At 66.7% G+C, this 22634-nt stretch carries 20 protein-coding genes; 9 read left to right on the forward strand and 11 right to left on the reverse strand.

Annotation, left to right across the window (positions count from 1 at the left end; genetic code table 11):
- Positions 1–103: 103 nt before the first annotated feature.
- Complete coding sequence (locus tag ACIGKQ_RS17190; protein WP_235721881.1) at positions 104–2887, forward strand: AAA family ATPase; 2784 nt, start codon at positions 104–106, stop codon at positions 2885–2887.
- A 93-nt stretch (positions 2888–2980) separates the two neighbouring features.
- Positions 2981–3187, forward strand: a complete 207-nt coding sequence (locus tag ACIGKQ_RS17195) for a hypothetical protein (RefSeq protein ID WP_235721880.1) — start codon at positions 2981–2983, stop codon at positions 3185–3187.
- A gap of 40 nt (positions 3188–3227) precedes the next feature.
- On the opposite strand, the gene ACIGKQ_RS17200 is transcribed toward ACIGKQ_RS17195, so the two are convergent.
- Positions 3228–3473, reverse strand: coding sequence for a three-helix bundle dimerization domain-containing protein (locus ACIGKQ_RS17200; protein WP_235721879.1), 246 nt, complete (start codon positions 3471–3473; stop codon positions 3228–3230).
- 131 nt (positions 3474–3604) lie between these two features.
- Positions 3605–4498 carry a polyphosphate kinase 2 gene (gene ppk2 / locus ACIGKQ_RS17205; protein ID WP_235721878.1) on the reverse strand — a complete coding sequence of 298 codons (894 nt, stop codon included), beginning with the start codon at positions 4496–4498 and terminating at the stop codon, positions 3605–3607.
- Positions 4499–4812: 314 nt separating this feature from the next.
- Here ppk2 and ACIGKQ_RS17210 point away from each other — a divergent pair, with 314 nt between their 5' ends.
- From ACIGKQ_RS17210 to ACIGKQ_RS17225, 4 genes are read left to right on the forward strand one after another with little or no spacing between them, the layout of a single operon-like run.
- Positions 4813–5289, forward strand: coding sequence for a MarR family winged helix-turn-helix transcriptional regulator (locus tag ACIGKQ_RS17210; protein WP_396574550.1), 477 nt, complete (start codon positions 4813–4815; stop codon positions 5287–5289).
- Positions 5289–6122: a collagen binding domain-containing protein gene (locus ACIGKQ_RS17215; RefSeq protein ID WP_396574551.1), complete on the forward strand. Its 834-nt coding sequence runs from the start codon at positions 5289–5291 to the stop codon at positions 6120–6122. The genes ACIGKQ_RS17210 and ACIGKQ_RS17215 overlap by 1 nt, the downstream gene beginning before the upstream one ends.
- Positions 6119–6925, forward strand: a complete 807-nt coding sequence (locus ACIGKQ_RS17220) for a YceI family protein (protein ID WP_328716035.1) — start codon at positions 6119–6121, stop codon at positions 6923–6925. Before ACIGKQ_RS17215 ends, ACIGKQ_RS17220 begins: the two co-directional genes overlap by 4 nt.
- Before the next feature lie 36 nt (positions 6926–6961).
- Complete coding sequence (locus ACIGKQ_RS17225; RefSeq protein WP_396574552.1) at positions 6962–9595, forward strand: MFS transporter; 2634 nt, start codon at positions 6962–6964, stop codon at positions 9593–9595.
- A 199-nt stretch (positions 9596–9794) separates the two neighbouring features.
- On the opposite strand, the gene ACIGKQ_RS17230 is transcribed toward ACIGKQ_RS17225, so the two are convergent.
- On the reverse strand, positions 9795–10379 hold the full coding sequence (locus ACIGKQ_RS17230; protein ID WP_235721873.1) for a TetR/AcrR family transcriptional regulator: 585 nt from the start codon (positions 10377–10379) through the stop codon (positions 9795–9797).
- Positions 10380–10489: 110 nt separating this feature from the next.
- Between ACIGKQ_RS17230 and ACIGKQ_RS17235 the strand changes: the two genes are divergently transcribed.
- Complete coding sequence (locus tag ACIGKQ_RS17235) at positions 10490–11707, forward strand: DUF418 domain-containing protein (RefSeq protein WP_235721872.1); 1218 nt, start codon at positions 10490–10492, stop codon at positions 11705–11707.
- Positions 11708–11849: 142 nt separating this feature from the next.
- Here ACIGKQ_RS17235 and ehuA read toward each other — a convergent pair whose 3' ends face one another.
- The 4 genes from ehuA to ACIGKQ_RS17255 are packed head-to-tail and all read right to left on the reverse strand — an operon-like array spanning position 11850 to position 14881.
- Complete coding sequence (gene ehuA / locus ACIGKQ_RS17240) at positions 11850–12611, reverse strand: ectoine/hydroxyectoine ABC transporter ATP-binding protein EhuA (protein WP_235722015.1); 762 nt, start codon at positions 12609–12611, stop codon at positions 11850–11852.
- 31 nt (positions 12612–12642) lie between these two features.
- Positions 12643–13287, reverse strand: coding sequence for an ectoine/hydroxyectoine ABC transporter permease subunit EhuD (gene ehuD, locus ACIGKQ_RS17245; protein WP_235721871.1), 645 nt, complete (start codon positions 13285–13287; stop codon positions 12643–12645).
- Positions 13284–14015, reverse strand: coding sequence for an ectoine/hydroxyectoine ABC transporter permease subunit EhuC (ehuC, locus tag ACIGKQ_RS17250; RefSeq protein WP_235721870.1), 732 nt, complete (start codon positions 14013–14015; stop codon positions 13284–13286). Before ehuC ends, ehuD begins: the two co-directional genes overlap by 4 nt.
- A 20-nt stretch (positions 14016–14035) precedes the next feature.
- Positions 14036–14881, reverse strand: a complete 846-nt coding sequence (locus ACIGKQ_RS17255) for an ectoine/hydroxyectoine ABC transporter substrate-binding protein EhuB (RefSeq protein WP_235722014.1) — start codon at positions 14879–14881, stop codon at positions 14036–14038.
- A 591-nt stretch (positions 14882–15472) separates the two neighbouring features.
- Here ACIGKQ_RS17255 and ACIGKQ_RS17260 point away from each other — a divergent pair.
- Entirely contained in the window at positions 15473–16996 is a 1524-nt protein-coding gene (locus tag ACIGKQ_RS17260) for an FMN-binding glutamate synthase family protein (RefSeq protein WP_235722013.1), read from the forward strand.
- Between the two features lie 39 nt (positions 16997–17035).
- Entirely contained in the window at positions 17036–17917 is an 882-nt protein-coding gene (locus tag ACIGKQ_RS17265; protein ID WP_396574557.1) for an LLM class flavin-dependent oxidoreductase, read from the forward strand.
- A 70-nt stretch (positions 17918–17987) separates the two neighbouring features.
- On the opposite strand, the gene ACIGKQ_RS17270 is transcribed toward ACIGKQ_RS17265, so the two are convergent.
- The 4 genes from ACIGKQ_RS17270 to ACIGKQ_RS17285 all read right to left on the reverse strand — a co-directional run bounded on the left by ACIGKQ_RS17270 (position 17988) and on the right by ACIGKQ_RS17285 (position 22479).
- Entirely contained in the window at positions 17988–18710 is a 723-nt protein-coding gene (locus tag ACIGKQ_RS17270; RefSeq protein WP_235721869.1) for a TetR/AcrR family transcriptional regulator, read from the reverse strand.
- A gap of 70 nt (positions 18711–18780) precedes the next feature.
- Positions 18781–19551: an ABC transporter ATP-binding protein gene (locus tag ACIGKQ_RS17275; RefSeq protein WP_396574553.1), complete on the reverse strand. Its 771-nt coding sequence runs from the start codon at positions 19549–19551 to the stop codon at positions 18781–18783.
- Positions 19548–20459: an ABC transporter ATP-binding protein gene (locus tag ACIGKQ_RS17280; protein WP_235721867.1), complete on the reverse strand. Its 912-nt coding sequence runs from the start codon at positions 20457–20459 to the stop codon at positions 19548–19550. Before ACIGKQ_RS17280 ends, ACIGKQ_RS17275 begins: the two co-directional genes overlap by 4 nt.
- The gene (locus ACIGKQ_RS17285; RefSeq protein WP_235721866.1) at positions 20452–22479 is read right to left on the reverse strand and encodes an ABC transporter permease; all 2028 of its coding nucleotides are present in this window, start codon (positions 22477–22479) and stop codon (positions 20452–20454) included. Before ACIGKQ_RS17285 ends, ACIGKQ_RS17280 begins: the two co-directional genes overlap by 8 nt.
- Positions 22480–22634: the final 155 nt, after the last annotated feature.

Raw genomic sequence — 22634 nt, forward strand, 5'->3', positions numbered from 1 at the left:
AAGGCTGTCATGAACGCGCACCCGTCGAGTGGTCTCGGCACCGAAGGGTTTCGGCGGCCGGTCCGTAGGCCAACGGGACATATCCGACATAGGATCTGGTGTCATGCGGTCCGCGGGTGTCGGCAGTCCGGTCCTGATGGAGCGTGACGACGAGTTGCGCATCCTGACCGATGTGCTCGCGCGAGCCGCAGACGGCGACGGCGAGGCAGTCGTGGTCCGTGGGCCTGCCGGCATCGGAAAGACCTCCCTGCTCGAGGCGTTGGCGCAGCGGAACGAACAGTTCCGGACGTGCCGTTATCGGGGTCGCGCCAGCGAGGCCGGCCAGCCCTTCGCCGCCATGGTCGGTTTGCTCGATCAGGCGGTCTTCGACACCGATCCCGCGGTGTTCCGGGGTGCCAGTGCACTGAGTCTGCCTCTCTTCTTCGAGGGCGAGCGAACCGATCTGCACGAGTTCCAACTACTCCACGGCCTGCATTGGCTGACCATCAGCCTCAGCGAACAGCGACCGCTGCTACTCATCGTCGACGACGCACAGCTCGCCGATCCCCAGTCATTGCGTTTCCTCCGGTACCTGGCCGACCGACTCGCGGGTCATCCGATCGCCGTGGTCGTGGCCGCGCGCAGCGCGACCCCCGCCCCGCCCGAACTCGACGAGCTGACGGGCGCGGCGCACCGACGCCTCGAACCGCAACCACTCAGTCCGGACGCAACCCGTGACCTCCTCGCGACCCTCAGCGGCCTCGACGATCACGCCCTCGACGCGGTACTACCCGCGCTGACCGAACGCACCGGCGGCAACCCGTTCTACGTCTGCGAGTTCGCCCGCCATCTCGCGGCGCGGGGCGCTCGCCTCGACGAGGTGCCGGCGACCATCGTCGAATCGACCGATCGCCGGCTCGCCACCGTGGGCCGCGCAGCGCGGTCGATCGCGGTCGCGGCGGCGACATTGGGTGAATCCGCTGTGCTCGGCGACATCGTCGAGTTGGCGCGGGTGTCGACGGCCGAAGCCACCTCTGCCATCGACGAACTCATCGGCTCCGAACTGCTCGACCCCACCGACCCGCGACATTTTCGTCACCCGTTGCTGCGCGACGCGGTGGCCGGGACCGTACCACCCGGTCATCGACTCGACCTCGCACTTCGTGCCGCACAGCTGAACTCGGCACGTCACCCGGTCCGTTCGGCCGAACACCTGCTGCAGGCGGCACAGCTCGCGCCGTTCGACCGCCCGTGGGTGGTTCCCACCTTGACGGCTGCGGCCACCGTCACCTGCGGGCAGGGCGGCAGTACGCGAGCGGTCGCCTATCTCGAACTCGCACTTGGCGAATCGTTGGACACAAGCGCCGAGATCACGATCCGCCATCAGCTCGGCAGACTGTACGACGAGGCGAAGGACCCGAAGGCGCTCGATCACCTGCACCGGGCGTGGGAACTCTCGCGAGACCTCACCGACGCACCCGCGATCGAGATCGTCGAGGCGTATGCGACCGCACTCTTTCATGCCGCGTTACTCGAGCAGGCCGGCGAGGTCTGCCGCGCGGCGCTGGCCACCGTGGACCAGACCTGCGACTACACATCATGGTTGCGGTTGGAGGCCGCAGCGCTCAACGCCGAGGCGATCTCTCGTCGCAACCGCGGCCGCCCAGCAGAACTGCGGCCCGTGGTGTGCGGTGCCACCACCCCTGCCCAGCGTGCGGTGCTGGCACATGTCGCGTGGGATGCCGCGGTGCGCGCGGCAGCCGGTCACCGGGAGGTCGCCGACCTCGCCCGGCGCGCGATCGGTGGAACAGCCCTGATCTCGGAGGTCGGGTCGGCCTCCCCGGTCTTCATCTACGCCGGCAGCGCCCTGGCCTGGACCGGCGAGTATCAGGAGGTCGACGAGTTCGCCACCGCCGGGATCACAGCCGCAGTCGGCAGCGGGTCGCTGGTCGGCGTCGCCTACGCGACGGCGTTGCGCGCGGGCAACTCCGTCTACCGCGGCGCGATAGATCAAGCCGAGACCGACGCACACCGAGTCCTCGACGAGTTGGCCAATGTCGATCCGATGTGCTTCGCGATGACGGTGGGATGGCAGATCGAGGTCGCGGTGGAGCGGGAGCACTGCGCCGGCGCCATGTCGATGCTCGAGCACTACGGACTGAACGGTGAGCTTCCGGACATCGGCACGATCGACACGTTGCTGCTGTCGAGGGCCCGGCTGTTCGCCGCACTCGGCAACCACGAGCGTGCGCTGGCAGACCTCGCCGAGGTGAGCGAGCGCGGCCATCGGTCTGCCTATCTCAATCCGGTCGCGTCGCCGTGGCGCTCGATGACCGCGACCGTCCGGTCGCTGCAGGGCACATTCGACACACGCTGCCGGGATCTGCTCGAGGCGGAGTTGACCGAGGCCCGGCGTTACGGCGCACCCCGAGCCGTCGGCCAGGCGTTGCTCGCGCGAGCACAGCTCCGATCGGGGGCAGCAGCGGTGGCGGACCTGCGGGAGGCTGTCGAGATCCTTCGTCCGTCGCAGGCCGCGCTTGTTTTCGCCGAGTCGCTGGTCGAGCTCGGCGCCGCGCCCGAATCCGGCGACGTCGCCGAGCGCCGCGACCTGTTGCGTACCGGAATGGACGCGGCACATCGATGCGGTTCGTGGCGACTCGTGTCGCGGGCGATGAGCGCACTGCGGGCCACCGGTGCGCGACCGCGTCGACCTCAGGTGACCGGACTGCAGGCGCTCACGCCGCAGGAACGCCGCGTCGCCCAGTTGGCCGCCACCGACATCGGGAACCGGGAGATCGCCGAACAACTGTTCCTCACGCGCCGAACGGTGGAATTGCACCTGACCCACACCTACCGCAAGCTCGGCATATCCGGGCGGGCGGAACTGCGGCCTGCGCTTGCGCCCTGAGCCGCGTGACGCCTGCGATGAGTGGGAGTACAACCGGACCGTCGACCCAGTCAGAGTTGGCGCAGGTCGTTCAGGTGACTTACGCTCGTGCGCATGCTCGACGACCTCGACCCTGCGGCACGTGCCCAGGCGCGCCAGTTGGTCAACGAACTGGAACGCGCAGCCGACGCTCTCGTCGACGAGATGGAGAGCGTACCCAGCAGTGCCGCCTCCGCGGCCAAACGGGCCGAGTTGTTCGAGGTACGCGGCTACATCCAGCGCCTACAGCAGCGGTTCGGGCTGAACGCCGCCCACGGCTGAACTTGCGTTCGTCTCGGTCTGAATCCGGCGGCGGTGACTCTCAGTCTTCGTGATGCGGCGGCGCGAGGTGCGAGTCCGCCATCGGGGCGGAGCCGTTGCCGTTGAGCGACGCGTTCGCCCTACGCTCGACGAGCAGCGGAACGAAGTCCCGCACGCGGATGCCGTCGAAATGTCGATACGCGGCCTCGACCGCGGCCGCCACCGTTTGACTCGGACGATCCGAGTAGGCGGCGATCAATCGTTCCTGCACTTCGCCGATCTGCCGTCGTTCGTCTGCGTCCTCCACAGGACAAGGCTAGGGGTCACCATCAGACGCGGCCCGACAAACCGGACACTGTTCATGGACTGTTCATCGATCTGCATTCGAATGGTGCTCGCGTTTCGGCCGTCCCGTGTTCGGGCCCCGGCTGGTGGCGCTCAGAACGCCGACGGCACCCTGGTCACCGGGAGGGACGGCCCCTCGTAGGCACCCACTGTTCGTTTCGGAAGCTCCACGTCGGGCGCTTCGAGCGGAGTGTAGGGCACCAGCCCGAGGAGATGGGTGAGGATGTTGAGCCGACCGCGCTTCTTGTCGTCGGTGTTGGCCACATACCAGGGCGCCCAGCCAGTGTCGGTGTAGCGGAACATGTCGTCGCGGGCACGGGTGTACTCGTCCCATCGGGTGTAGGACTTCAGATCCATCGGGGAGAGTTTCCAATACTTACGGGGGTCGTCGATGCGGCTCTGCAGCCGTAGGGTCTGCTGGTCGTCGCTGACCTCTAACCAGTACTTGATCAGCAGGATTCCCGACCGCACCATGGCCCGCTCGAACTCGGGAGCATCGGACAAGAACTGTTTCGACTGCTCTTCGGTGCAGAAACCCATCACCCGCTCGACGCCCGCACGGTTGTACCAACTGCGGTCGAAGATGACGACCTCGCCCGCCGCGGGAAGGTGGGGTACGTACCGCTGAAGGAACATCTGGGACTTCTCGCGTTCTGTGGGTGTCGGCAACGCGACCACCCGGAAGATCCGGGGACTGACCCGCTCGGTCAGGGCCTTGATGACGCCGCCCTTGCCGGCGGTGTCGCGGCCCTCGAAGACGATGCAGATCTTGGCGCCGGTCGAGCGCACCCACTCCTGCATCGCCACGAGCTCCGCGTGCACCTGCTTGAGCTGTTCCCGATACTCCTTGTTCTTCATCGGTTTGCCCTCGACCGGTTTGGTCTCGCCAGGCTTGTTGTCGATCGGCGCCGACTGGCCCGAGCCACCGGTTGAGGTGTCGTGCCCGGCGCGGCCCCCGTCGCGCTTCTTCTTCGACTTCTTCCCCATGGCGCCACCCTTCCCTTCGCTCCCCAGACCATGTGTCGCACCGTGTTCGACGTGTCCGAGATGCTACGACATCGCCGACGCGGCAACGCGAACATCGATACACCCGTCGACGGATCCCGTGCGCTCCGGCGACGCCGACGACCACGAAAACACCGCCTCCGCCAACGTGGGTTGTCCGAAATATGCTGCTTTGTCCCAATTTTCAGCTCCGATGTCGCCCAACTCACACCCATCCGAATCGACTGTGCCCACCAGATCCATTTAGGGTGGCTAAGTAATTAATTTAGTGTTACTAAGTTTTTTGGAGGGCAGGGATGAGTCACATCGTCGACGATCCCGCCGACACGATGGCGCTGCGCGGCGCCGCGGCCATCCACCGCGACCTGATCCGGATCGGGCGTGCCGTCCGGTCGACGACCGGAGACAACCTGTTGTCGCCGAGCCAGATGTCGGCGCTGTGGACGATTGCGCAGCATGCACCCATCCGGGTGACCGAACTCGCCGACCGCGAGCGAGTCGCGGCACCGACCATGTCGCGGGTGGCGGCCTCGCTCGAGCACCTCGGGATGGTGGTCCGCACCACCGACGCCCACGACGGCCGGGTGAGTCTGCTCGCGCTGAGCGACGCCGGCAGTGCGCATCTCGCTGGTGCCTCGTCACGGAACTCGGCGCTGTTCGAGTCCGCGCTCGATGCACTCACCGATCCGGATCGCCGGTGTGTCGAACGGTCGATGCGGCTGCTCGCCGACACCGTGTGCGCCCTGACCCCCATTCAGCAGAAGGGAACCTGATGCAGCCCAGCACCAACGGCCATCGCGAAGGCGATGGCACAGCGCCGCCCCGAGTATCAGGCGGCGTGATACGTGGCGAGATCCGTTCCGGGGGAACGGCGGTCGGCGACGCCACGATCACCGTCGTCGATCCGGGTGGCCGTCAGGCCGCGCGCTCGATGGCCCGCAGCGACGGGACCTTCGTCGTCGACGTGTCCGCTGGTGGCCACTACGTTCTCGTTGTTTCCGCGGCCGGCCATGAACCCACCGCGGTGACGGTGACGGTGGGAGCCGCGCCCATCGACGTCGAGGTGGTGCTCGCCTCGATGGCCGCACTCGGCGGAACGGTCACGACGTCGGCGACCGGGGAGCCGGTGGCCCACGCGTCGGTAGCCGTGGCCGACCGGGCAGGTCACGTCACCACCACCGCGGTCACCGATGCCACCGGAGGGTGGGAAGTCTCCGGACTGCCGGTCGGCACGTACACCGTCATCGTGACCGCGGCCGGCTGCGACCCGGTCGCCGAGACGGTCACCGTCGGCGGAACCGGAGTCGCCGTGGCCGACATCGTGCTGCGGACCGCAGCGGAGCTGGCCGGGGTGATCACCGACGGAGACGGCGTGACCGAAGGACAACCGGTGCCGCACAGCCAGGTCGGTCTACTCGACAATGCCGGGCAGATGGCGGCGAGTACGTTGACCGACGCCGCCGGCCGCTATCTCTTCGCGAACCTCGCACCCGGCGACTACACCGTCATCGCCAACGGCTATGCGCCGGAGGCCATCACCATCGACATCGAGCCCGGGCGCGTGGTCACCCACGAATTCGTCCTGGGCGCACGGGGGCAGGCATGAGTGGCACCATCACCGCGCGCGTGGCGACGTCGAGCGGCCATCCGCTGCCGGCCGCGGTGATGACCGTCATGTCCGCCACCGGCGAGCAGCAGGCCGTCCTGCGCGGCGACGACGGCGGCGCCATCACCACCGACGCCCTCGACGCAGGCACCTACACGGTGGTCATCACCGCCGACGGCTTCGCGCCCACCGCCCGCACGGCGGTGGTCAACGGCGCTGGACAGGTGAGCCTCGGCACGATCGCGGTGACCCGCTCCGGCGGAGCGCCGGTGCCGGCGGCCGGATCATGGGAGATCGATCCCGGCCACTCCACCGTCGAGATCAGCGTCCGGCACTTCGGAATCGCCAACATCAAAGGCCGATTCACCGACTTCTCAGGCCGCATCGAGGTGCCCGAGGACGTCGAGGCGTCGTCGGTGAGCGCCCAGATCAGCACGGCCAGCATCGACACCGACAACCAGACCCGCGACGGACACCTGCGCTCCGCGGCGTTCTTCGATGTCGAGCAGTATCCGCTCGCCGAGTTCCGGGCGACGCGGGTGTGCCCGGGCAGCGACGACACCTGGCGCCTGGCCGGGCATCTGACCCTGCGCGGGACCTCGGTTCCGGTCGACCTCAACCTGTCCTACCTCGGCGAGGTCGACGACCCCTGGGGCGGTCGGCGGGCCGCATTCCGCGCGACGGGGACGTTGCAGCGCAACGATTTCGGCATCAGCTTCGACGACAAACTGATCAGTGGGGTGGCGCAGATCGGCGGCACCGCATCGGTCGATCTGGAGATCCAGGCCATCCGTACCCCCTGAGCAACCACATTGTTCCTGATTGATCTGAAAGGCATCATGTCCGACACCAGCACCGCCGTCGCCCCGGGCACCACCGCCCGCGGCTCCCGACAGCGCTCCCTTGCCGAACTCGGCCCCAACTACAAATGGATTGCCCTGTCCAACACCACGGTGGGGATGCTGATCGCGACCATCAACTCCTCCATCGTGCTGATCGCGCTACCCGACATCTTCAAGGGCATTCACCTCAATCCGTTGGAACCGCAGAACACCAGCTATCTGCTGTGGATGATGATGGGCTTCCTCGTGGTGACCGCTGTGCTGGTGGTCAGCTTCGGTCGTCTCGGCGACATGTTCGGTCGCGCCCGGATGTACAACATGGGGTTCGCGATCTTCACCGTCTCGTCGATCTTCTTGGCCATCACCTGGTTCGACGGTGGCGAAGCGGCCATCTGGCTGATCTTCTGGCGCATCATCCAAGGCGTCGGTGGCGCCTTCCTGATGGCGAACTCGTCGGCCATCCTCACCGACGCCTTCCCGGCCAATCAGCGCGGACTAGCCATGGGCATCAACGGCGTTGCCGCCATCGCCGGGTCGTTCCTCGGCTTGCTGATCGGCGGTGTGCTGGCACCGATCCAGTGGCACTACATCTTCCTGGTCTCGGTGCCGTTCGGCGTGGTCGGAACCATCTGGGCGTACCTGAAACTCCACGACACCGGCGAACGCCGCAAGGCCAAGATGGACTGGTGGGGCAACATCACCTTCGCCGTCGGGCTCATCGCCATCCTCATCGCGATCACCTACGGCATCCAGCCCTACGGCACCTCCAACATGGGCTGGGGCAACCCGTGGGTCCTGACCGGACTCATCGGTGGTGCCGTCGTGCTGGGCATCTTCGTCTTCATCGAGACCAAGGTCGCAAGCCCGCTGTTCGAACTATCCCTGTTCCGCAACCGTTCTTTCGCCTTCGGCAACATAGCGAATCTGATGGCCTCCATCGGACGCGGCGGTCTTCAGTTCATCCTCATCATCTGGCTGCAGGGCATCTGGCTGCCGCAGCACGGATACGACTACTCGCGCACGCCGCTGTGGGCAGGTATCTACATGGTGCCGATGACCATCGGCTTCCTGCTCAGCGCACCGGTATCGGGTGCACTGTCCGATCGGCTGGGTACCAAATGGTTCACCACCACCGGCATGGTCATCACCGCCGGTACCTTCGCCGCACTCATCGCGATGCCGGTCGACTTCCAGTACTGGGTCTTCGCTCTGGTGATGCTCATCAACGGAATCGGCATGGGGCTGTTCGCCTCCCCCAACCGTGCCGAGGTGATGAACAGCTTGCCCATCACCTCCCGCGGGTCGGGCGCCGGGATGATGACCACATTCCAGAACGCCGCGATGGTGCTGTCGATCGGGTTGTTCTTCTCGCTGATGATCGCCGGACTCAGCGCGCATCTGCCCGACGCGATGTTCAGCGGACTCACTGCCAACGGCATGCCCGACGCGCCCGCCGACGGGATTGCTCATCTGCCCACCGTGGGCATCCTTTTCGCGGCGTTCCTCGGCTACAACCCCATCCGTGAGGTCGGCGGTCAAGCGCTGCAGGGCCTGCCGCAGTCGGCGGTGGATCACCTGACCGGGTTGGACTTCTTCCCGCATCTGATCAGTGATCCGTTCTCCGATGGCCTCACCGCCGCGTTCACCTTCGCTCTCATCTGCTGTGTGATCGGTGCGATCGCCTCGCTGTTCACCGGATCGCCGAAGTCGGCGACACCGGAGATGGTGGGCGCCGAACTGGCTGCCGTCGCCGCCGATGCCGGCGTAGGCACACCCGCGGAGCTGATCGACGAAGCGCACATGACCGGGGCACGACACCGCAAGCCTGGCCCGTCGACGGCAGGTTCCGCGGCGAGCGGCGACCCCCGAATCACCGGACACATCAACGGGTCCGACGGCGTCGCGCCCGCCGAAGCCGCCGTGACGGTGACCGATGTCCGGGGCCACCAGGTCGGTACGGCCACGGTCGGGCCGGACGGGTCCTACGCGGTGGGTGATCTCGCCGACGGCACCTATACGGTCATCGCGACCGCACCGGGCCGGTCGCCGCGGGCGCTCACGGTGTCCGTCGTCGGTGAGCTGACCTTCCGTCGCGACTTCGTCCTCGCCGGGGGATCGACTCTGCGCGGCACGGTCCGCGACGGGGACCGTCCGCTACCGGCGGCCCTGGTGGTCACCGACCGGTCGGGCGCGGTGGTCACCCGGGCGCACGCCGGCTCCGACGGCGACTTCGTCATCGGCGGCCTGTCGAACGGGGACACTGTCGCCGTCACGGCCTCGGCGCCCGGCTACCAGCCGACAAGTCAACTCGTGACCGTCGACGCCTCGGCACCCGGCGTGGTCGACATCGTCCTGATCGCCACCGGTGGCGTGCAGGGTACGGTCCTCACCCCCGACGGCACACCGCTCGTCGGCGCCACGGTATCGGCAATCGGACCCGATCAGACGATCGTCGCGTCGGTGACCACCGACACCGACGGCCGCTACCGCATCGAGGGACTCACCGACTCGGCGTTCACGGTGGTTGCCAACATGTACGAGCCGACGGCCCTCGCGGTCAGTGTGTCCGCCGGACAACGCAACACCGCCGACATCGCGCTCGGCGCCGGACACAAGCCGGTCGTGTCGTAGCGATCGTCCGGCGCGCGTCGGCACCGGACCGGCCCGTCCGGGCCGCCCGTGCACGTCCCCGGAAAAGCGCCCCGACACAGCACCCTCCGTAGCGAACCCGTCAACAATGCGTCGGCTGCCCCGCTACGCAGGGCGCTTTTCTGGGGCGGTCTTCCGGCGCGGCGGATTCTTCGGCGGGCACATTCCGGAAAAGCGCGCCTCAGCGCAACGACCCCAGGTGATCCCGGACCAGCCGGCGTACCCGGGCGGGCGCGTCGTTGTGCCCCAACAGCAGATGCACCGCCAGCCCGTCGACAAGCGCGTGCAGTCTCATCGCCTCGGCCTCCAGATCGTGCCGCGCGTCGACGAGCCCGTGGTCGCCCAGATCGGTCAGCACCCGCCGAGACAGCGCCCGCAGGCCGTCGTGCGCCTCGAGTCCGGCCTCGGCCAGCCCCGGATGTGCGACCGCATCGGTGACCAGCGCCAGGTTCACGTGCATCTCGACCCGCCGGACGTCGTCGAACGGTAGAACCTCCGACAGCATCGCCTCCGCGCGCCGCAGCGGATCGCGGACAGACCCGTGCCCGACGACACGCTCCCCGACCCGCTGATAGATCAGCCGCATCGAGAACGCGAGCAACTCCTCCTTGTCGGCGAACACATGTCGCAACGACCCGGCGGAAATCCCCGCCTCGGCGGCGACGTCCCGGATCGACACCCCCGACACCCCTTCGCGGAGCACCACCCGCCAGAGCGCCTCCGCGATCTCAGTTCGTCGGGCGTCGTGGTCGATCAGCTTGGGCACTTCCGCATGGTAGCCCAACTGTGCTAGCTTAGGTCGCGTTGCCAACACAGTCGTGCCACCACAATCGTCTGCGCCTTGCCCGGACGACTCCCGACGACGACGAAGGAACTGTGACGGACCTGCCCACCGCGCCCCGACGCTTCGCCGCCCTCGACGTCTTGCGTGGCGTCGCCATTCTCGGGACGCTGGCCACCAACATCTGGATCTTCACGAATGTCGACGGTCTGGTCGGCTATCTCAACGGCACCCACGAGGCGACCGGGGCGTGGTCCGTGGTCCAGGACGTCCTGCAACAGCTCGCACAGGGCAAGTTCCTCGGCCTGCTCACGATCATGTTCGGCATCGGACTCGCCATCCAACAGCGTTCCGCGGAACGTCGTGGCGAATCATGGCCCGGTGGCTATCCGTGGCGCGCGGCACTGCTCTTCGTCGACGGCACGGTCAACTACTTCCTCTTCACCGAGTTCGACGTCCTGATGGGTTACGCGGTCACCGGCCTGATCGTGGCGTTCATCCTGTCGACGACCATCCGACGACAACACGTCGCGCTGATCACTGCCGCAGTCATCCATGTGCTGCTGCTGACGCTGATCGTCGCCGCGCTCGCGACCGCCCCACCGACCGACCGAGCACAACCGCTGTCACCCAATCCGTACGCCGACGGCTCGTTCCTCGATCTCGTCGTGTTCCGTGCCGCGCACATCGCGCTGTTCCGTGCCGAGGTCGTCCTGATCCTACCGATGTCGGTGGCGCTGTTCCTCGTCGGCGCCGCCCTCCTGCGGGCAGGCGTCCTCGAGCCGACGACACGCGTACCGTCGGCCGGCCGGCTGCGGAGGCGGCTGATGATCGTCGGACTCGGCGTCGCGTTCCCGCTCGACCTCGTCGTCGGCATCACCGGCGGCGACGCCGGCCTGATCGTCGGCCGCTACCTGCTCGCGCCGATCGTCGCACTCGGGATCCTCGCGGCGATCGCGGCTTTCTACGCGGACGGCCGGACACCCGGGATCCTCGGCCGCGCCCTCTCGCCGATCGGCCGGACGGCGTTGAGCTGCTACGTCTTCCAGAACGCACTGGCCGGCGCCATCTGCTACGGGTGGGGACTCGGCCTGGCCGCACGCCTCGACCCGACCACGGTCGTGCCCGCGACGATCGGGCTGTTCCTCGGCATCACCGTAGTGCTGATGGTGCTCGCGCGGCTGTGGCTCCGGCGATTCGATCGCGGTCCCCTGGAACGGCTCTGGCACAGCAGCTATGCGCGACTACACCGGCCTGAGCGGATGCGGACCACCGAACCGGCGGACCACACCCCGACGAATGCCTCCTCGTGAGACCATGAGGTCGCAGTCGCCCAGACGATCTGCGGGGACGTCCCAGATCTCGGCAATGATCTGGTAGCACTCACCAAGATCACGGGTCTGCTCGGACACAAACCGGTCGGAGGGCGCTGCTACCCGCACACCACCGCGACACTCAGTGATCCACAACGGCCTTCAGGAATGACCGGGTCCGCTCCTCACGCGGGGCGGTGAAGATCTGTTTCGGATCGCCCTCCTCGACGATGCGCCCCTGGTCGAAGACGAGCACCCGGTCGGCGACGTCGCGTGCGAAGCCCATCTCATGGGTGACGATGAGCATGGTGATGTCGGTGGTCTCGGCGATGCGCCGCAGCACGCCGAGCACGTCGGCCACCAGTTCCGGGTCCAGCGCCGAGGTGACCTCGTCGAGAAGGAGGATGTCGGGGTCCATCGCCAACGCCCGGGCGATGGCCACGCGCTGCTGCTGGCCGCCGGACAGTTTGGTGGGGTGCGCGTCCTCTTTGTCCTGGAGGCCGACGGTGGCGAGCAGTTCCCGGGCACGTTCGGCCGCCTCGGCCTTGCTCTTGCCCAGCACGTGGATCGGCGCCTCGGTGATGTTCTCCAGCACGGTCATGTTGGGGAACAGATTGAACTGCTGGAACACCATGCCGATCTTGGAGCGGACAGCACGCAGGTGCTTCTGTGAAGGCTTCACCAACTTGTCGCCCTTGAACTGATGGGTCAGTGGATCACCCTCGACCCAGATCACTCCGCCGTTTGCGTCCTCGAGGGTCATCAGCAGGCGCAGGATCGTGGTCTTGCCGGAGCCACTGGGACCGATCAGGGCCACCCGTTCCCCGCGCTCGACCCGGAAGTCGAGGTGGTCGAGCACCACGTGATCGCCGAAACGTTTGACGACCTTGTCGAACACGATCATCGCATCCGACGACGGTTCGGTCGGTAGTAGCTCAGTAGGCAAGGGACTTCTCCAGCTTTCGGATCAGGATGGATGTGGGATAGCTGGCAATCAGGAAGATGACACCGGCGATCGTGATCGGTTCCAGGTACTGAAAGGTGCGGGCACCGTACTGTTGCGCCGCGGTGACCATCTCGACCACGGTGATCGCGAACAGGAACGGCGTGTCCTTGAACATGGAGATCGCGTAATTGCCCAGGGCGGGCGTCGTGTTGCGGATGGCCTGCGGCAACACGACCGCACGCCAGGTTCGCGCGGTGGGCAATGACAGCGCGTGTGCCGCCTCCCATTGCCCCTTGGGCACCGAGTCGATGCCGGCGCGATACACCTCGGCCATGTACGTCGAATAGTGGATGCCGAGCACCACGATGCCGATCTGCAGCGCACTGAACTGCGGCAGCAGATAGTAGGCGAACAGCAACTGCACCACCAGCGGGGTGAGCCTGATGAACTCGCAGACCGCCCGGATGGGGACGCTGATCACAGCGGGCCCGGTTCGACGGAGTACCGCGATAGCCAACCCCAGTACCGCCGCGATCACAAAGCCCAGCACCGTGGCGAGCAAGGTGATCTTGAAGCCCTCCAACAAGATCGGCAGGCAGTCCCAGGCGCGCTGCCAACTCCAGTCGACGTTCATCGGCCCACCCCCACGTTCTCGTCGACCCGCTCGGGTCGCAGGCTGAGCACCTCGCGCAGCGTCGGGCCCACGCCCAGGCGCGACTTGGCACGCATCTCGAGGAGATTCATGAACAGCGTCAGCACGTAGGCGATGCAGAAGTACAGGATCAGACCGATACCGAAGGAGAACAGCGTGTCACCGGTGCCGCGGCGCAGCTGTTCGATCTGATACGTCAGATCCTGCAGCAGAATGAAACTCGCGAGGGCACTGCCCTTGAGTAATTGGATCAGCAGGTTGTTCATCGGCGGGATCATCTGCACCCAGGCCTGCGGGAAGATGACCCGATGCAACCGCTGCCAGGCCGAGAAGTTCAGCGCCACAGCGGCTTCACGCTGCGGAGCGGGAATCGCGGCCAGCGACCCGCGCACCACTTCCGCGCCGTACGCGCCGTAGTTCAGACCGAGCGCGAGGATGCCACAGAACATCGGGTCGAGTTCGTAACCGAACAACGGCAGCACGTAGAACAGCCAAAACAGCTGCACCAAAAGCGATGTGCCGCGGAAGAACTCCACGATCACCCGAGCGGTCCCGCGGATCGCGATCTGACGCGCCCCCGCCGCCACCCCCAGAACGAGCGCCAGCACAAACGCCAGCGCAGCCCCACCGAGGGTCAGGTAGACAGTGGTGAGTATGCCTTCCCAGATGCGCGGCCACGCATCCAGGAAGGCGTCGAAGTTGTCACCCACGAGTCGTTACTCGTCGCCCCTCAGATGTTGCCGGCACACAGATCCTCGGTGGTCAGCTCTGGATCGGGCAGCTCCTCTTCGGTGAACCCGAACTCACCGACGATGGACAGGTACTTCTCCGGATCGGAGGTGATCTTCTCGAGTTCGGAGTTGTAGGCGTCGAGCAGGTCCTGATCATCGGTGCGGAAGACCGTGCCGCCCGCGCCGACCTGCGGGACTCCGTCGATGACGGCGACGAAGGACGGCGTCACATCGACCGGGGCGTCCGGGTTGTTATTCTTCATCCAGTTCAGCGAGATGCCGGTGAGTGCGAAGACGTCGGCGCGTCCCGAGGTGACCGCGTCCATCCCGTCCTGCGGGGTGGCCACCTGCATGCTGTCGATGCCGAGGCTCGACGCATAGTCGGACTCGATCGCGCCGGTCATGGTGGCCAGGCGGGCGCCGCTCTCGGCCACCGACTGCATGTCGGTGAGGTTCATCGGATTGCCGGTGGGCACCATCAGAGCGGTCGTGTAGTTGAATTCGGGATCGCTGAACGAGGCCTGCTCGCAACGCTCGGGCAGGATCGACATACCGGCGCTGACCACGTCGAACCGGTTGGCCTGTAGACCCGGGATGAGCGCACCGAAGTCGGCGTTGACGCCTTCGACGGTCTCGATGCCGAGGTTGCCGAAGATCTCGCGGTGCAGGGCGACGGTCGCGCCGGTCAGCTGCCCGTTCTCCTCGAACGAATACGGCGCCTCACCGGCGAAGCCGACCGTGACGACCCCTTCGTCCTGCAACTGTTCCAACAGGCTGGAATCGCCGCCGGAATCGGTCGATGAACACGCCGCGAGACTCGCGCCCACCAGGACTGCAGCCGCCATGGTCCGGACGGATCGACGATGCAGGGTCTTCTTCATTGCAGACAATGCCATGAACTCAGCCTTCCGGTAACAGCCGGGACGCACCCGCCGTACAGGCCAGAGCCCGCGCTCCGGTCACCGAACCGACGCCCAACTTCTCCGATTTGATCGCTTCGTACGCCTAGTGAACCTAACACGGATCTCAGGTGGCGCTCAGGCGGCCCTCATCCCGCCCATCCTGACGATGGCGCCAAAAGGGCTTCCCACCTCCGGGTTTCGCGAGCCCATCCCCGTCCGACCGTTTTCTTCTGACAGCACACACGGTATCGGGTTGTCATTGGGTGAAACCATTTGTGCAGAAAACGAATCCGGGTGGTATTCGTCGACACCATCCGATCCGACGCCGACGTCTCTCGCGTTGTGTTCGCGCACCTTCGACCTAGGCAGCACGAGCGCACCGAGGAGCTCACACGGTCGTCACGGCTGGTGCACGCAACGGGTTTGCGGCCGGAGCATCCTGGCTATGCTCGGGCGGGAGGTGTGCGAGCGGTGCGAATCCTGTGCGTTGCGGTTCTGGTCCTGGCGGCCATCGGGTGCGGCGCGGCGTCGGCGGTGTGGTGGGGCTGGCTCATTCCCACGGTGATTGTGGGGGCGCTCGCCGCGCTCGGCGTCTACGATCTGGTCCAGCGCCGCCACTCGGTGTTGCGCAACTACCCCGTCGTCGGCCATCTGCGATTCCTGCTCGAATCGGTGCGGCCCGAGTTGCAGCAGTACTTCATCGAGCGCAACGTCGATGGTCGGCCGTTCGATCGGGATGTCCGCTCGTTGATCTACGAGCGCGCCAAGGGCACCGCGGCTGAGCTGTCCTACGGCACCGAACGCGACATCGACAGGGCCGGTTACGAATACCTGGTGCATTCCACCGCGCCGGTCGAGCCGCCGCCCCATCCATTCCGGGTGTCGGTCGGCGGCCCGGACTGCGCCGCACCGTACGCCATGTCGCTGCTCAACATCTCGTCGATGAGCTTTGGCGCACTATCAGGTAACGCTTTGCGCGCCTTGAACAACGGCGCACGCAGAGGCGAGTTCGCCCATGACACCGGCGAGGGTGGCCTCACGCCGTATCACCTCGGTGGTGCCGACGTCATCTGGGAGATCGGCTCCGGCTACTTCGGCACCCGCACCGACGAGGGACACTTCGATCCCGACCAGTTCGCGGACAAGGCGGCCACCGAACAGATCAAAGCCATCTCGATCAAGCTCAGCCAAGGCGCCAAACCCGGCATCGGTGGCGTGCTGCCGGCGGCGAAGGTCAGCGCAGAGATCGCCCGCTACCGCGGCGTGCCCGAGGGACAGAAATGTGTCAGCCCGGCCGGTCACTCGGAGTTCTCCACGCCTCGTGAACTCGTCGGCTTCATCGCCCGCCTGCGCGAGCTCAGCGGCGGAAAGCCGATCGGCTTCAAGCTGTGCGTGGGATCGCGAGTCGACGTGCTGGCCATCTGCAAGGCGATGCGCGCGGAGTCGATCGCGCCGGATTTCATCGTGGTCGACGGCGCCGAAGGTGGTACCGCCGCGGCACCGCTGGAGTACGAGGACCACGTCGGGTTGCCGCTGACCGACGGACTGATGACGGTACACAATGCGCTGGTCGGGACCGGGCTGCGCGACATCATCCGGATCGGTGCCAGCGGCAAGGTCGCGACCGGCAACGACATCGTCAAAAGACTCATCCAGGGAGCCGACTACACCAATGCCGCACGACCGATGATGATGGCCGTGGGTTGCATCCAATCTCAGCGGTGCCACACCAACCACTGCCCGGTGGGCGTGGCCACCCAGGATCGGCGTCGCGCCCGCGCGCTCGACGTCGACGACAAGAGTGACCGCGCGTTTCGATATCACCAGGCGACCGTCGACGAAGCGATGCGGTTGATGGCTTCTCTCGGGGTGCGCGACCCCGCCGAGCTCGGCCCGCATCTGCTCCGCAAACGCGTCTCGGCCACCGAGCAACGTTCCTACGCCGAGATCTACGAGTGGTTGACACCCGGTCAGTTACTCGACGACCCACCCGAGTCGTGGATCGACGACTGGACGCGCGCCGATCCGGATTCGTTTGCCCCGAGCGCCGGCAACTGAGCCCGACGATTTGTCAGAATCGGTGTCGTGCAGATCGGAATGACCTTGCCGGTGATGGAACCGGGGCTCGACGCCGATGTCCTGCGGACGTGGGCGACCGAGATCGACCGAGGGTCCTTTTCATCGTTGTGCTTCGGAGAGCGCATCGCCTTCGACAACCCGGACACCCTGACCCTGCTCGGTGCGCTGGCCGCCTGGACCGAGCGCGTACGGCTCGTGACGACGGTGGTGGTGCCGCAGCTCCATGACCCGGTGATGTTGGCCAAGGCCTTGGCCACCGGCGACATGCTGTGCGGCGGACGGCTGACCGTCGGCCTCGGGATCGGCGGACGGCATGAGGATTATCACGCGGTCGGCGCCGACACCGGCACGCAGACGATCCGCGGATTGACCGACCGTGTGACCACGATGCGCCGGGTGTGGGCGGGCGAGAAGATCACCGACTCGATGCTCCCCGTCGGTCCCACGCCGCCGCAGTCCGGCGGACCCGAGCTGCACGTCGGCACCACCGGACCCAAGACCATTCGCAGCGCCGCCGGATGGGCCGATGGGGTGGCCGGGGTGACCCTGGATCTGAAACTGGATCGACAGGCCGAACTGTTCGACGTCGCGCGTCGCGCGTGGGCCGACGCCGGGCGGCGCCGTCCACATCTGGCGACCTCGTTCTGGTTCGCACTCGGCACCGGTGACGGTCCGCGAGAGCAGATCCACCGACACCTCCGCCACTACATGAACTGGATTCCGACCGAGTTCGTCGACGCCATGGCCCCCACCACGGGGTGGGCCGGCACTGAGGACGAGCTGGTCGAGACACTACGGAGGTTCGCTGCCATCGGCACCGACGAGGTCCAGCTGATCCCGACGAGTTCTGATCCGGATCAGCTCCGACGTGCCGCCGAGGTGGCCGCCGCGTTTGGCTGATCCGATCCGATCGGCCGCCGACACCCACATGGGGAGCTGACATCCACGTGAGTAGCAACCCCCGTGGTTGTCAGTTCTCTATGTGGATGCGCGACGACCCGGTCGCCGAGTCCGGGTCTACGACGCCTTCGGCAAGCGAGGCGTCCAACGCGAGCAGTTGCTCGGGTGAGACCGCGCGCAACACTCCGAGGGTGGCCGACACCGCGATCTCGCAGGCGACGTCGATGTCGGCGCGATCAACGATCAACGCACGATATGCGACATCGAGACTGATCCCGATCAGCAGCGACGCCAGGGTATCGGCGCTCGCCGCGATCTCGGCGCCGCGTTCGGCGTAGTTCTGACGCAAACGAGCGGCGACCCGCGGTTCGAGCGTCGTGTAGAGCCGACGGCCGGGATCCTCGGCCTCCTGCCGGTGCCCGAGGAGGAGCCGCAACCCCTCCGGATTGCTCCGCGCGAAGTCGAAGGTCGCCTCCACCGAGTGTCGCGCCCGGGCGCCGTAGGACCAGTCTTCGCTTTCGTCGTAGGCAGCCGCCATCCAGTCGGTGAAGTTGCCCAACTCCCGTTCGATCAGCCGGTCGACCAGTGCATCACGCGACCCGAAGTGTGCGTACAACGTCACCCGGGTGGTGCCGCCGCGTTCGGCGATCATGTCCATCGTCGACCGTTCGACCCCGTGTTCGGAGATGACCGCCCGGGCGGCGTCCAACAGTTGGTCATCGGTGGGTCGATTGCGGGTGCTGCGCGGTCGCGAACGACGACGCGATGCGCCCGTCCGCCCGGGCTTGTTCACTGTGGGCTCCTGATATCACCTCGTGGTCCGGGTGGCCAGACCGATGTGGACTCCATTGCCCCCGACACCCTCAGCCGGGGGTGTCCGTGCCACCCAACCGACCGAAATAGGCGGCCTCGACCTTATCCCGACTGGCCCGCAGGTCATCGGCCGAGCCCCCCAACGCAACCCGCCCGTGGTGCATCACGATGGCCGAGTCGGCGATGCCCAGCGCCAGGTCGATGTGCTGTTCGACCAACACCACTGCCATGCTCTGCTCGTCGGCGATGCTGCGCAGCCGCGGCAACAGATCCTGGACGGCCACCGGCGACAGACCGAGGCTCAGCTCATCGATGAGCAACACGGACGGCCGCGTCAACAATGCCTTCGCCAGGGCCAGCATCTGCTGCTCACCGCCGGACAGGTTGCCGCACCGTCGGCTGCGCAACGTCTTCAGCTTGGGAAAGTACTCAAAGACCACATCCACCTGCGGCCCACCCTTGCGTCGCGCCAACCGCAGATTGTCGGTGACGGACAGACGGTGGAACAAGCCGCGGTTGTCGGGCACCAGCGTCACCCCGCGGCGCGCATTGCGCTCGACACGATGATCGATCGGTTCACCCAATGCGGTGATCTGACCCGACATCAGAGGGAGCGCGCCCACCGCTGACAGCAATGTCGTGGTCTTTCCCGCGCCGTTGGGCCCCAGCAACGCAAGGATCTCACCAGGCCGAACCTCGAAGGTCAGCTCACGCACCGCGGGTACGCCGTAGTGACCGACGGTGACTCGATCCAGGGACAGAACTGGAGCGGCTGCGGCGGAGTCCGTGACCGCGCCGTCGGCGACTGTCGGCGTTGTCATCGTGTCTCCTCCGTAGTGGTCGATTCTCTCGTGGTCTCGTCCGTAGTGGTCGATTCCACCGGGGTCATTACGGTGCCGGCCGATGTGTCGGGTGCCGGATCGTCGGCGCCCGAATCCGACTCGGCCTGTACCTCAGCACTACCGAGGTAGGCCGCAACCACGGCCGGGTCGTTCGTGATCTCCGCCGGCGGCCCGGCCGCTATCACGCGCCCGAAATCGAGGACGTACAGCCGGTCGCAGACATCGAGAACCAGCGACATGTCGTGGTCGATGAGCAGGATGCCCACACCCGTCGCGGCGATCCGGCGCAACTCGCCGCCGAACTCACGACTCTCGTGCGTGTCGAGTCCGGCGGCCGGCTCGTCGAGCAGGACCAACCCGGTATCGCCGACGAGCGCGCGGGCTACACCGACCAGCTTCTGCTGCCCCAGCGTCAGTTCGTCCGGTCGGCGATCGGCGACGTCGGTCAGGCCGACGACGTCGAGCGCCTTCTCCACGACACCGGCCGGCGGTCGGGAACCGTTCACCACGTCGAGGACCATGGCGCGTAGTCCAACCCGCTGCACCGCGACAGCCAGATTCTGGGCGACGGTCAAGTCGGCGAACAGCTCTCCGGCTTGCCAGGTACGCGCCATACCCGCGCGGCGCCGACGGTGCGGCCCGGCACGGTCGATGCGCCGCCCGGACAGGGTCACCTCACCGCTGGAGCGCGCGAAGCCGGTGACCGCATCGACGAAGGTCGTCTTGCCGGCACCGTTGGGGCCGATCAGTCCGACGATCTCCCCCGCTCCGACGGTGAGGTCGATGTCGGCATTGGCGGTGACACCGCCGTAGTGCACCGAGAGCCCGCGGGTGCGCAGCAACGGCTCGGCGTCGGGGGCGGCTACGGTTGTCGCGCTGTCAGGCATGAAGGCCCGCCTTTGAGGTCGTAGGGGTGACGAGCGGTGCGGCCGCACCATCGCCGCTGTCGTCGGCCGGGGTGTCCGCGTGCGTATGTCGCCGGCGCAACTTGTCGCCGAGCTCGGTGAACGCGCCGGCCATGCCGACCGGATTGAGGATCGCCGCCAGCAACAGGCCTGCCGCAGCGATGATCTCGTAGTACTCACCGAGGGCCAACGTCTGGTTGAGGAAGACGTAGCCCACACCAAGCGGTCCGACGATGCCGGCGATGAATGCACCGGACACCGACGTGATGCCGCCGACATAGGTCATGGCGAGCAGGATCAGACCGACCATCACGGTGAACGATCCCGCCGACAGCTGGCCTCGGCTGTAGCCAATCAGGCAGCCGCCGACGCCGGCGAGGAAGGCCGAGAGCGCGAAGCCGAGCAACTTGGTCGATGCCACGTTGATCCCGACCGCGGCCGCGGCTCGCTCGTTGGATCGCACCGCCAGGAAGGCACGCCCGGTGGACCCGGCCATCAGACGCATCACCGCCAGCGTGGCGATGGTGACCACCACGAGAACCATCAGCGAGAACCGCAGGGTCACCAGGTTTGTGCCGTCACGCACACCGAGATCGATGCCGAACAGCGTCGGATCCGTGATCAGATTGCCCTCGTAGGCGGTGATTCCCGGATTGTTGAACACGAAACCCTGGATCGCGATCGCCGCGGCCAGGGTGACCACGGCGAGTTGGGCGCCACGGATACGCAATGCGGGTACGCCGACCAGGATGCCCAAGCCGGTGGCGATCAGCGCGGCGAACAGGATGCTGAACGGGAAGGGCACATTCCAGTTCACCGTCAGCTTCGACAACGCGAACCCGGCGGCGCCGGCAAAAGCCATGGACGCCAGCGAGATCTGACCCAGATAGCCGGTGAGCAACACCAGCGACAACGCGATCAGCGACAAGATCACCGAGGTGACGACACCGAAGCGCCACGTCCCCTCCGTGAAGAAGATGGCGGCCGTCACCGCGGCCAGCACGGTGATCGTCGGAATGGGACGGATGTGTGGGATGCGGACCGCAGGCATCTTCACCTCGCCCAGTGAACCGCGGGAGGGAATCCGTCCACCCATCAGGAACAGCGCGATGACGATGAGGACGAACGGTACGGCATCACCCAAGCCCGCCTGCGCCCATTCGGGCCACCAGTCCTTGGTGGTCAACCACGTGATGACCGCCTGGAAAGCTCCGAGGAAAAGTCCACCTGCGCAGGCGATTCCGAAGGATGTGAGTCGACCGAGTAGTGCGACGGCGAGAGCCGGGATCACGTAGAAGGTGTAGCTGGTGACGCTGAGTCCGATCGTGAAGGCAGCCAGGACCGCGATCAGACCCGTTGCGGCGCCGGTGATCACCCAGACGACAGCGGCGAGACGATCAGGTGAGTATCCGACGAGCCGCGCGGCGAGTTCGTCCTCGGCGCCGGCGCGGGTCGCCACACCGAGCCGGGTGAGCTTGAAGTATGCCCAGAACAGTGCGGCGATCACGATCGCGATGCCGGCCAGGATCAGGTCGGAGACGTTGACGACTGCGCCGGCGAACTCGATCGTGTCGTCGGGCAGAATCCGCAGGGCCAGCAGACCTTCGGTGTCGAAGCGGAGATGTACGAGCGCCTGGATGAAGAGCATCAGACCGACCGACGCCACCACCTGCGCCAGCACCGGCGCATGCCGCAGCGGCCGAAAGACGAGATAGTGCGCGACGATGGCCCAGAGAACGGCCGAGAGCACGCCGATGATGATCGCCGGGCCCATCGAGACCGGGTCGTCGGCGCTACCGATCGGGATGTGACCGATGGGGAGAACCAGCTCTCCGTCGCTACGCAGTGCGGCGACCGTGTAGACCGCCCACAGCCCGAGCGTGCCCTGCGCGAAGTTGATGACACCGGTCGCGGCGTACACGCCGACCAGCGACGATGCGAGAACGGCGTACACCGCACCGGTCGAGAGACCGAGAAAGACGAACTGCAGGAATTGCCCCATTACCGAACCAATCGATCGGTGCGCCGGCGAAGCGCGCGAACACGGAAAGAGACGGGGGGGGGGGGGGGGGGGGGGGGCCCCCCCCCCCCGGGGGGGGGGGGGGCGGGGGGGCCCGGGGGGAAAGGTGGTGCCACCCGGGGGGGGGGGGGTTTTGC

Origin of the sequence: Gordonia sp. NPDC062954 (genome assembly GCF_044543825.1) — a bacterium.
Classification (GTDB): Bacteria; Actinomycetota; Actinomycetes; order Mycobacteriales; family Mycobacteriaceae; genus Gordonia; species Gordonia tangerina.

Coding starts and splice junctions, on each gene's coding strand:
- ACIGKQ_RS17220 (WP_328716035.1), top strand. CDS start 6,119: ATGAGTGGCACCATCACCGCGCGCGTGGCGACGTCGAGCGGCCATCCG.
- ehuD (WP_235721871.1), bottom strand. CDS start 13,287: ATGAACGTCGACTGGAGTTGGCAGCGCGCCTGGGACTGCCTGCCGATC.
- ACIGKQ_RS17195 (WP_235721880.1), top strand. CDS start 2,981: ATGCTCGACGACCTCGACCCTGCGGCACGTGCCCAGGCGCGCCAGTTG.
- ACIGKQ_RS17285 (WP_235721866.1), bottom strand. CDS start 22,479: ATGGGGCAATTCCTGCAGTTCGTCTTTCTCGGTCTCTCGACCGGTGCG.
- ACIGKQ_RS17280 (WP_235721867.1), bottom strand. CDS start 20,459: ATGCCTGACAGCGCGACAACCGTAGCCGCCCCCGACGCCGAGCCGTTG.
- ACIGKQ_RS17255 (WP_235722014.1), bottom strand. CDS start 14,881: ATGGCGGCTGCAGTCCTGGTGGGCGCGAGTCTCGCGGCGTGTTCATCG.
- ACIGKQ_RS17215 (WP_396574551.1), top strand. CDS start 5,289: ATGCAGCCCAGCACCAACGGCCATCGCGAAGGCGATGGCACAGCGCCG.
- ACIGKQ_RS17225 (WP_396574552.1), top strand. CDS start 6,962: ATGTCCGACACCAGCACCGCCGTCGCCCCGGGCACCACCGCCCGCGGC.
- ACIGKQ_RS17265 (WP_396574557.1), top strand. CDS start 17,036: ATGACCTTGCCGGTGATGGAACCGGGGCTCGACGCCGATGTCCTGCGG.
- ACIGKQ_RS17210 (WP_396574550.1), top strand. CDS start 4,813: ATGAGTCACATCGTCGACGATCCCGCCGACACGATGGCGCTGCGCGGC.
- ehuA (WP_235722015.1), bottom strand. CDS start 12,611: ATGATCGTGTTCGACAAGGTCGTCAAACGTTTCGGCGATCACGTGGTG.
- ACIGKQ_RS17190 (WP_235721881.1), top strand. CDS start 104: ATGCGGTCCGCGGGTGTCGGCAGTCCGGTCCTGATGGAGCGTGACGAC.
- ppk2 (WP_235721878.1), bottom strand. CDS start 4,498: ATGGGGAAGAAGTCGAAGAAGAAGCGCGACGGGGGCCGCGCCGGGCAC.
- ACIGKQ_RS17275 (WP_396574553.1), bottom strand. CDS start 19,551: ATGACAACGCCGACAGTCGCCGACGGCGCGGTCACGGACTCCGCCGCA.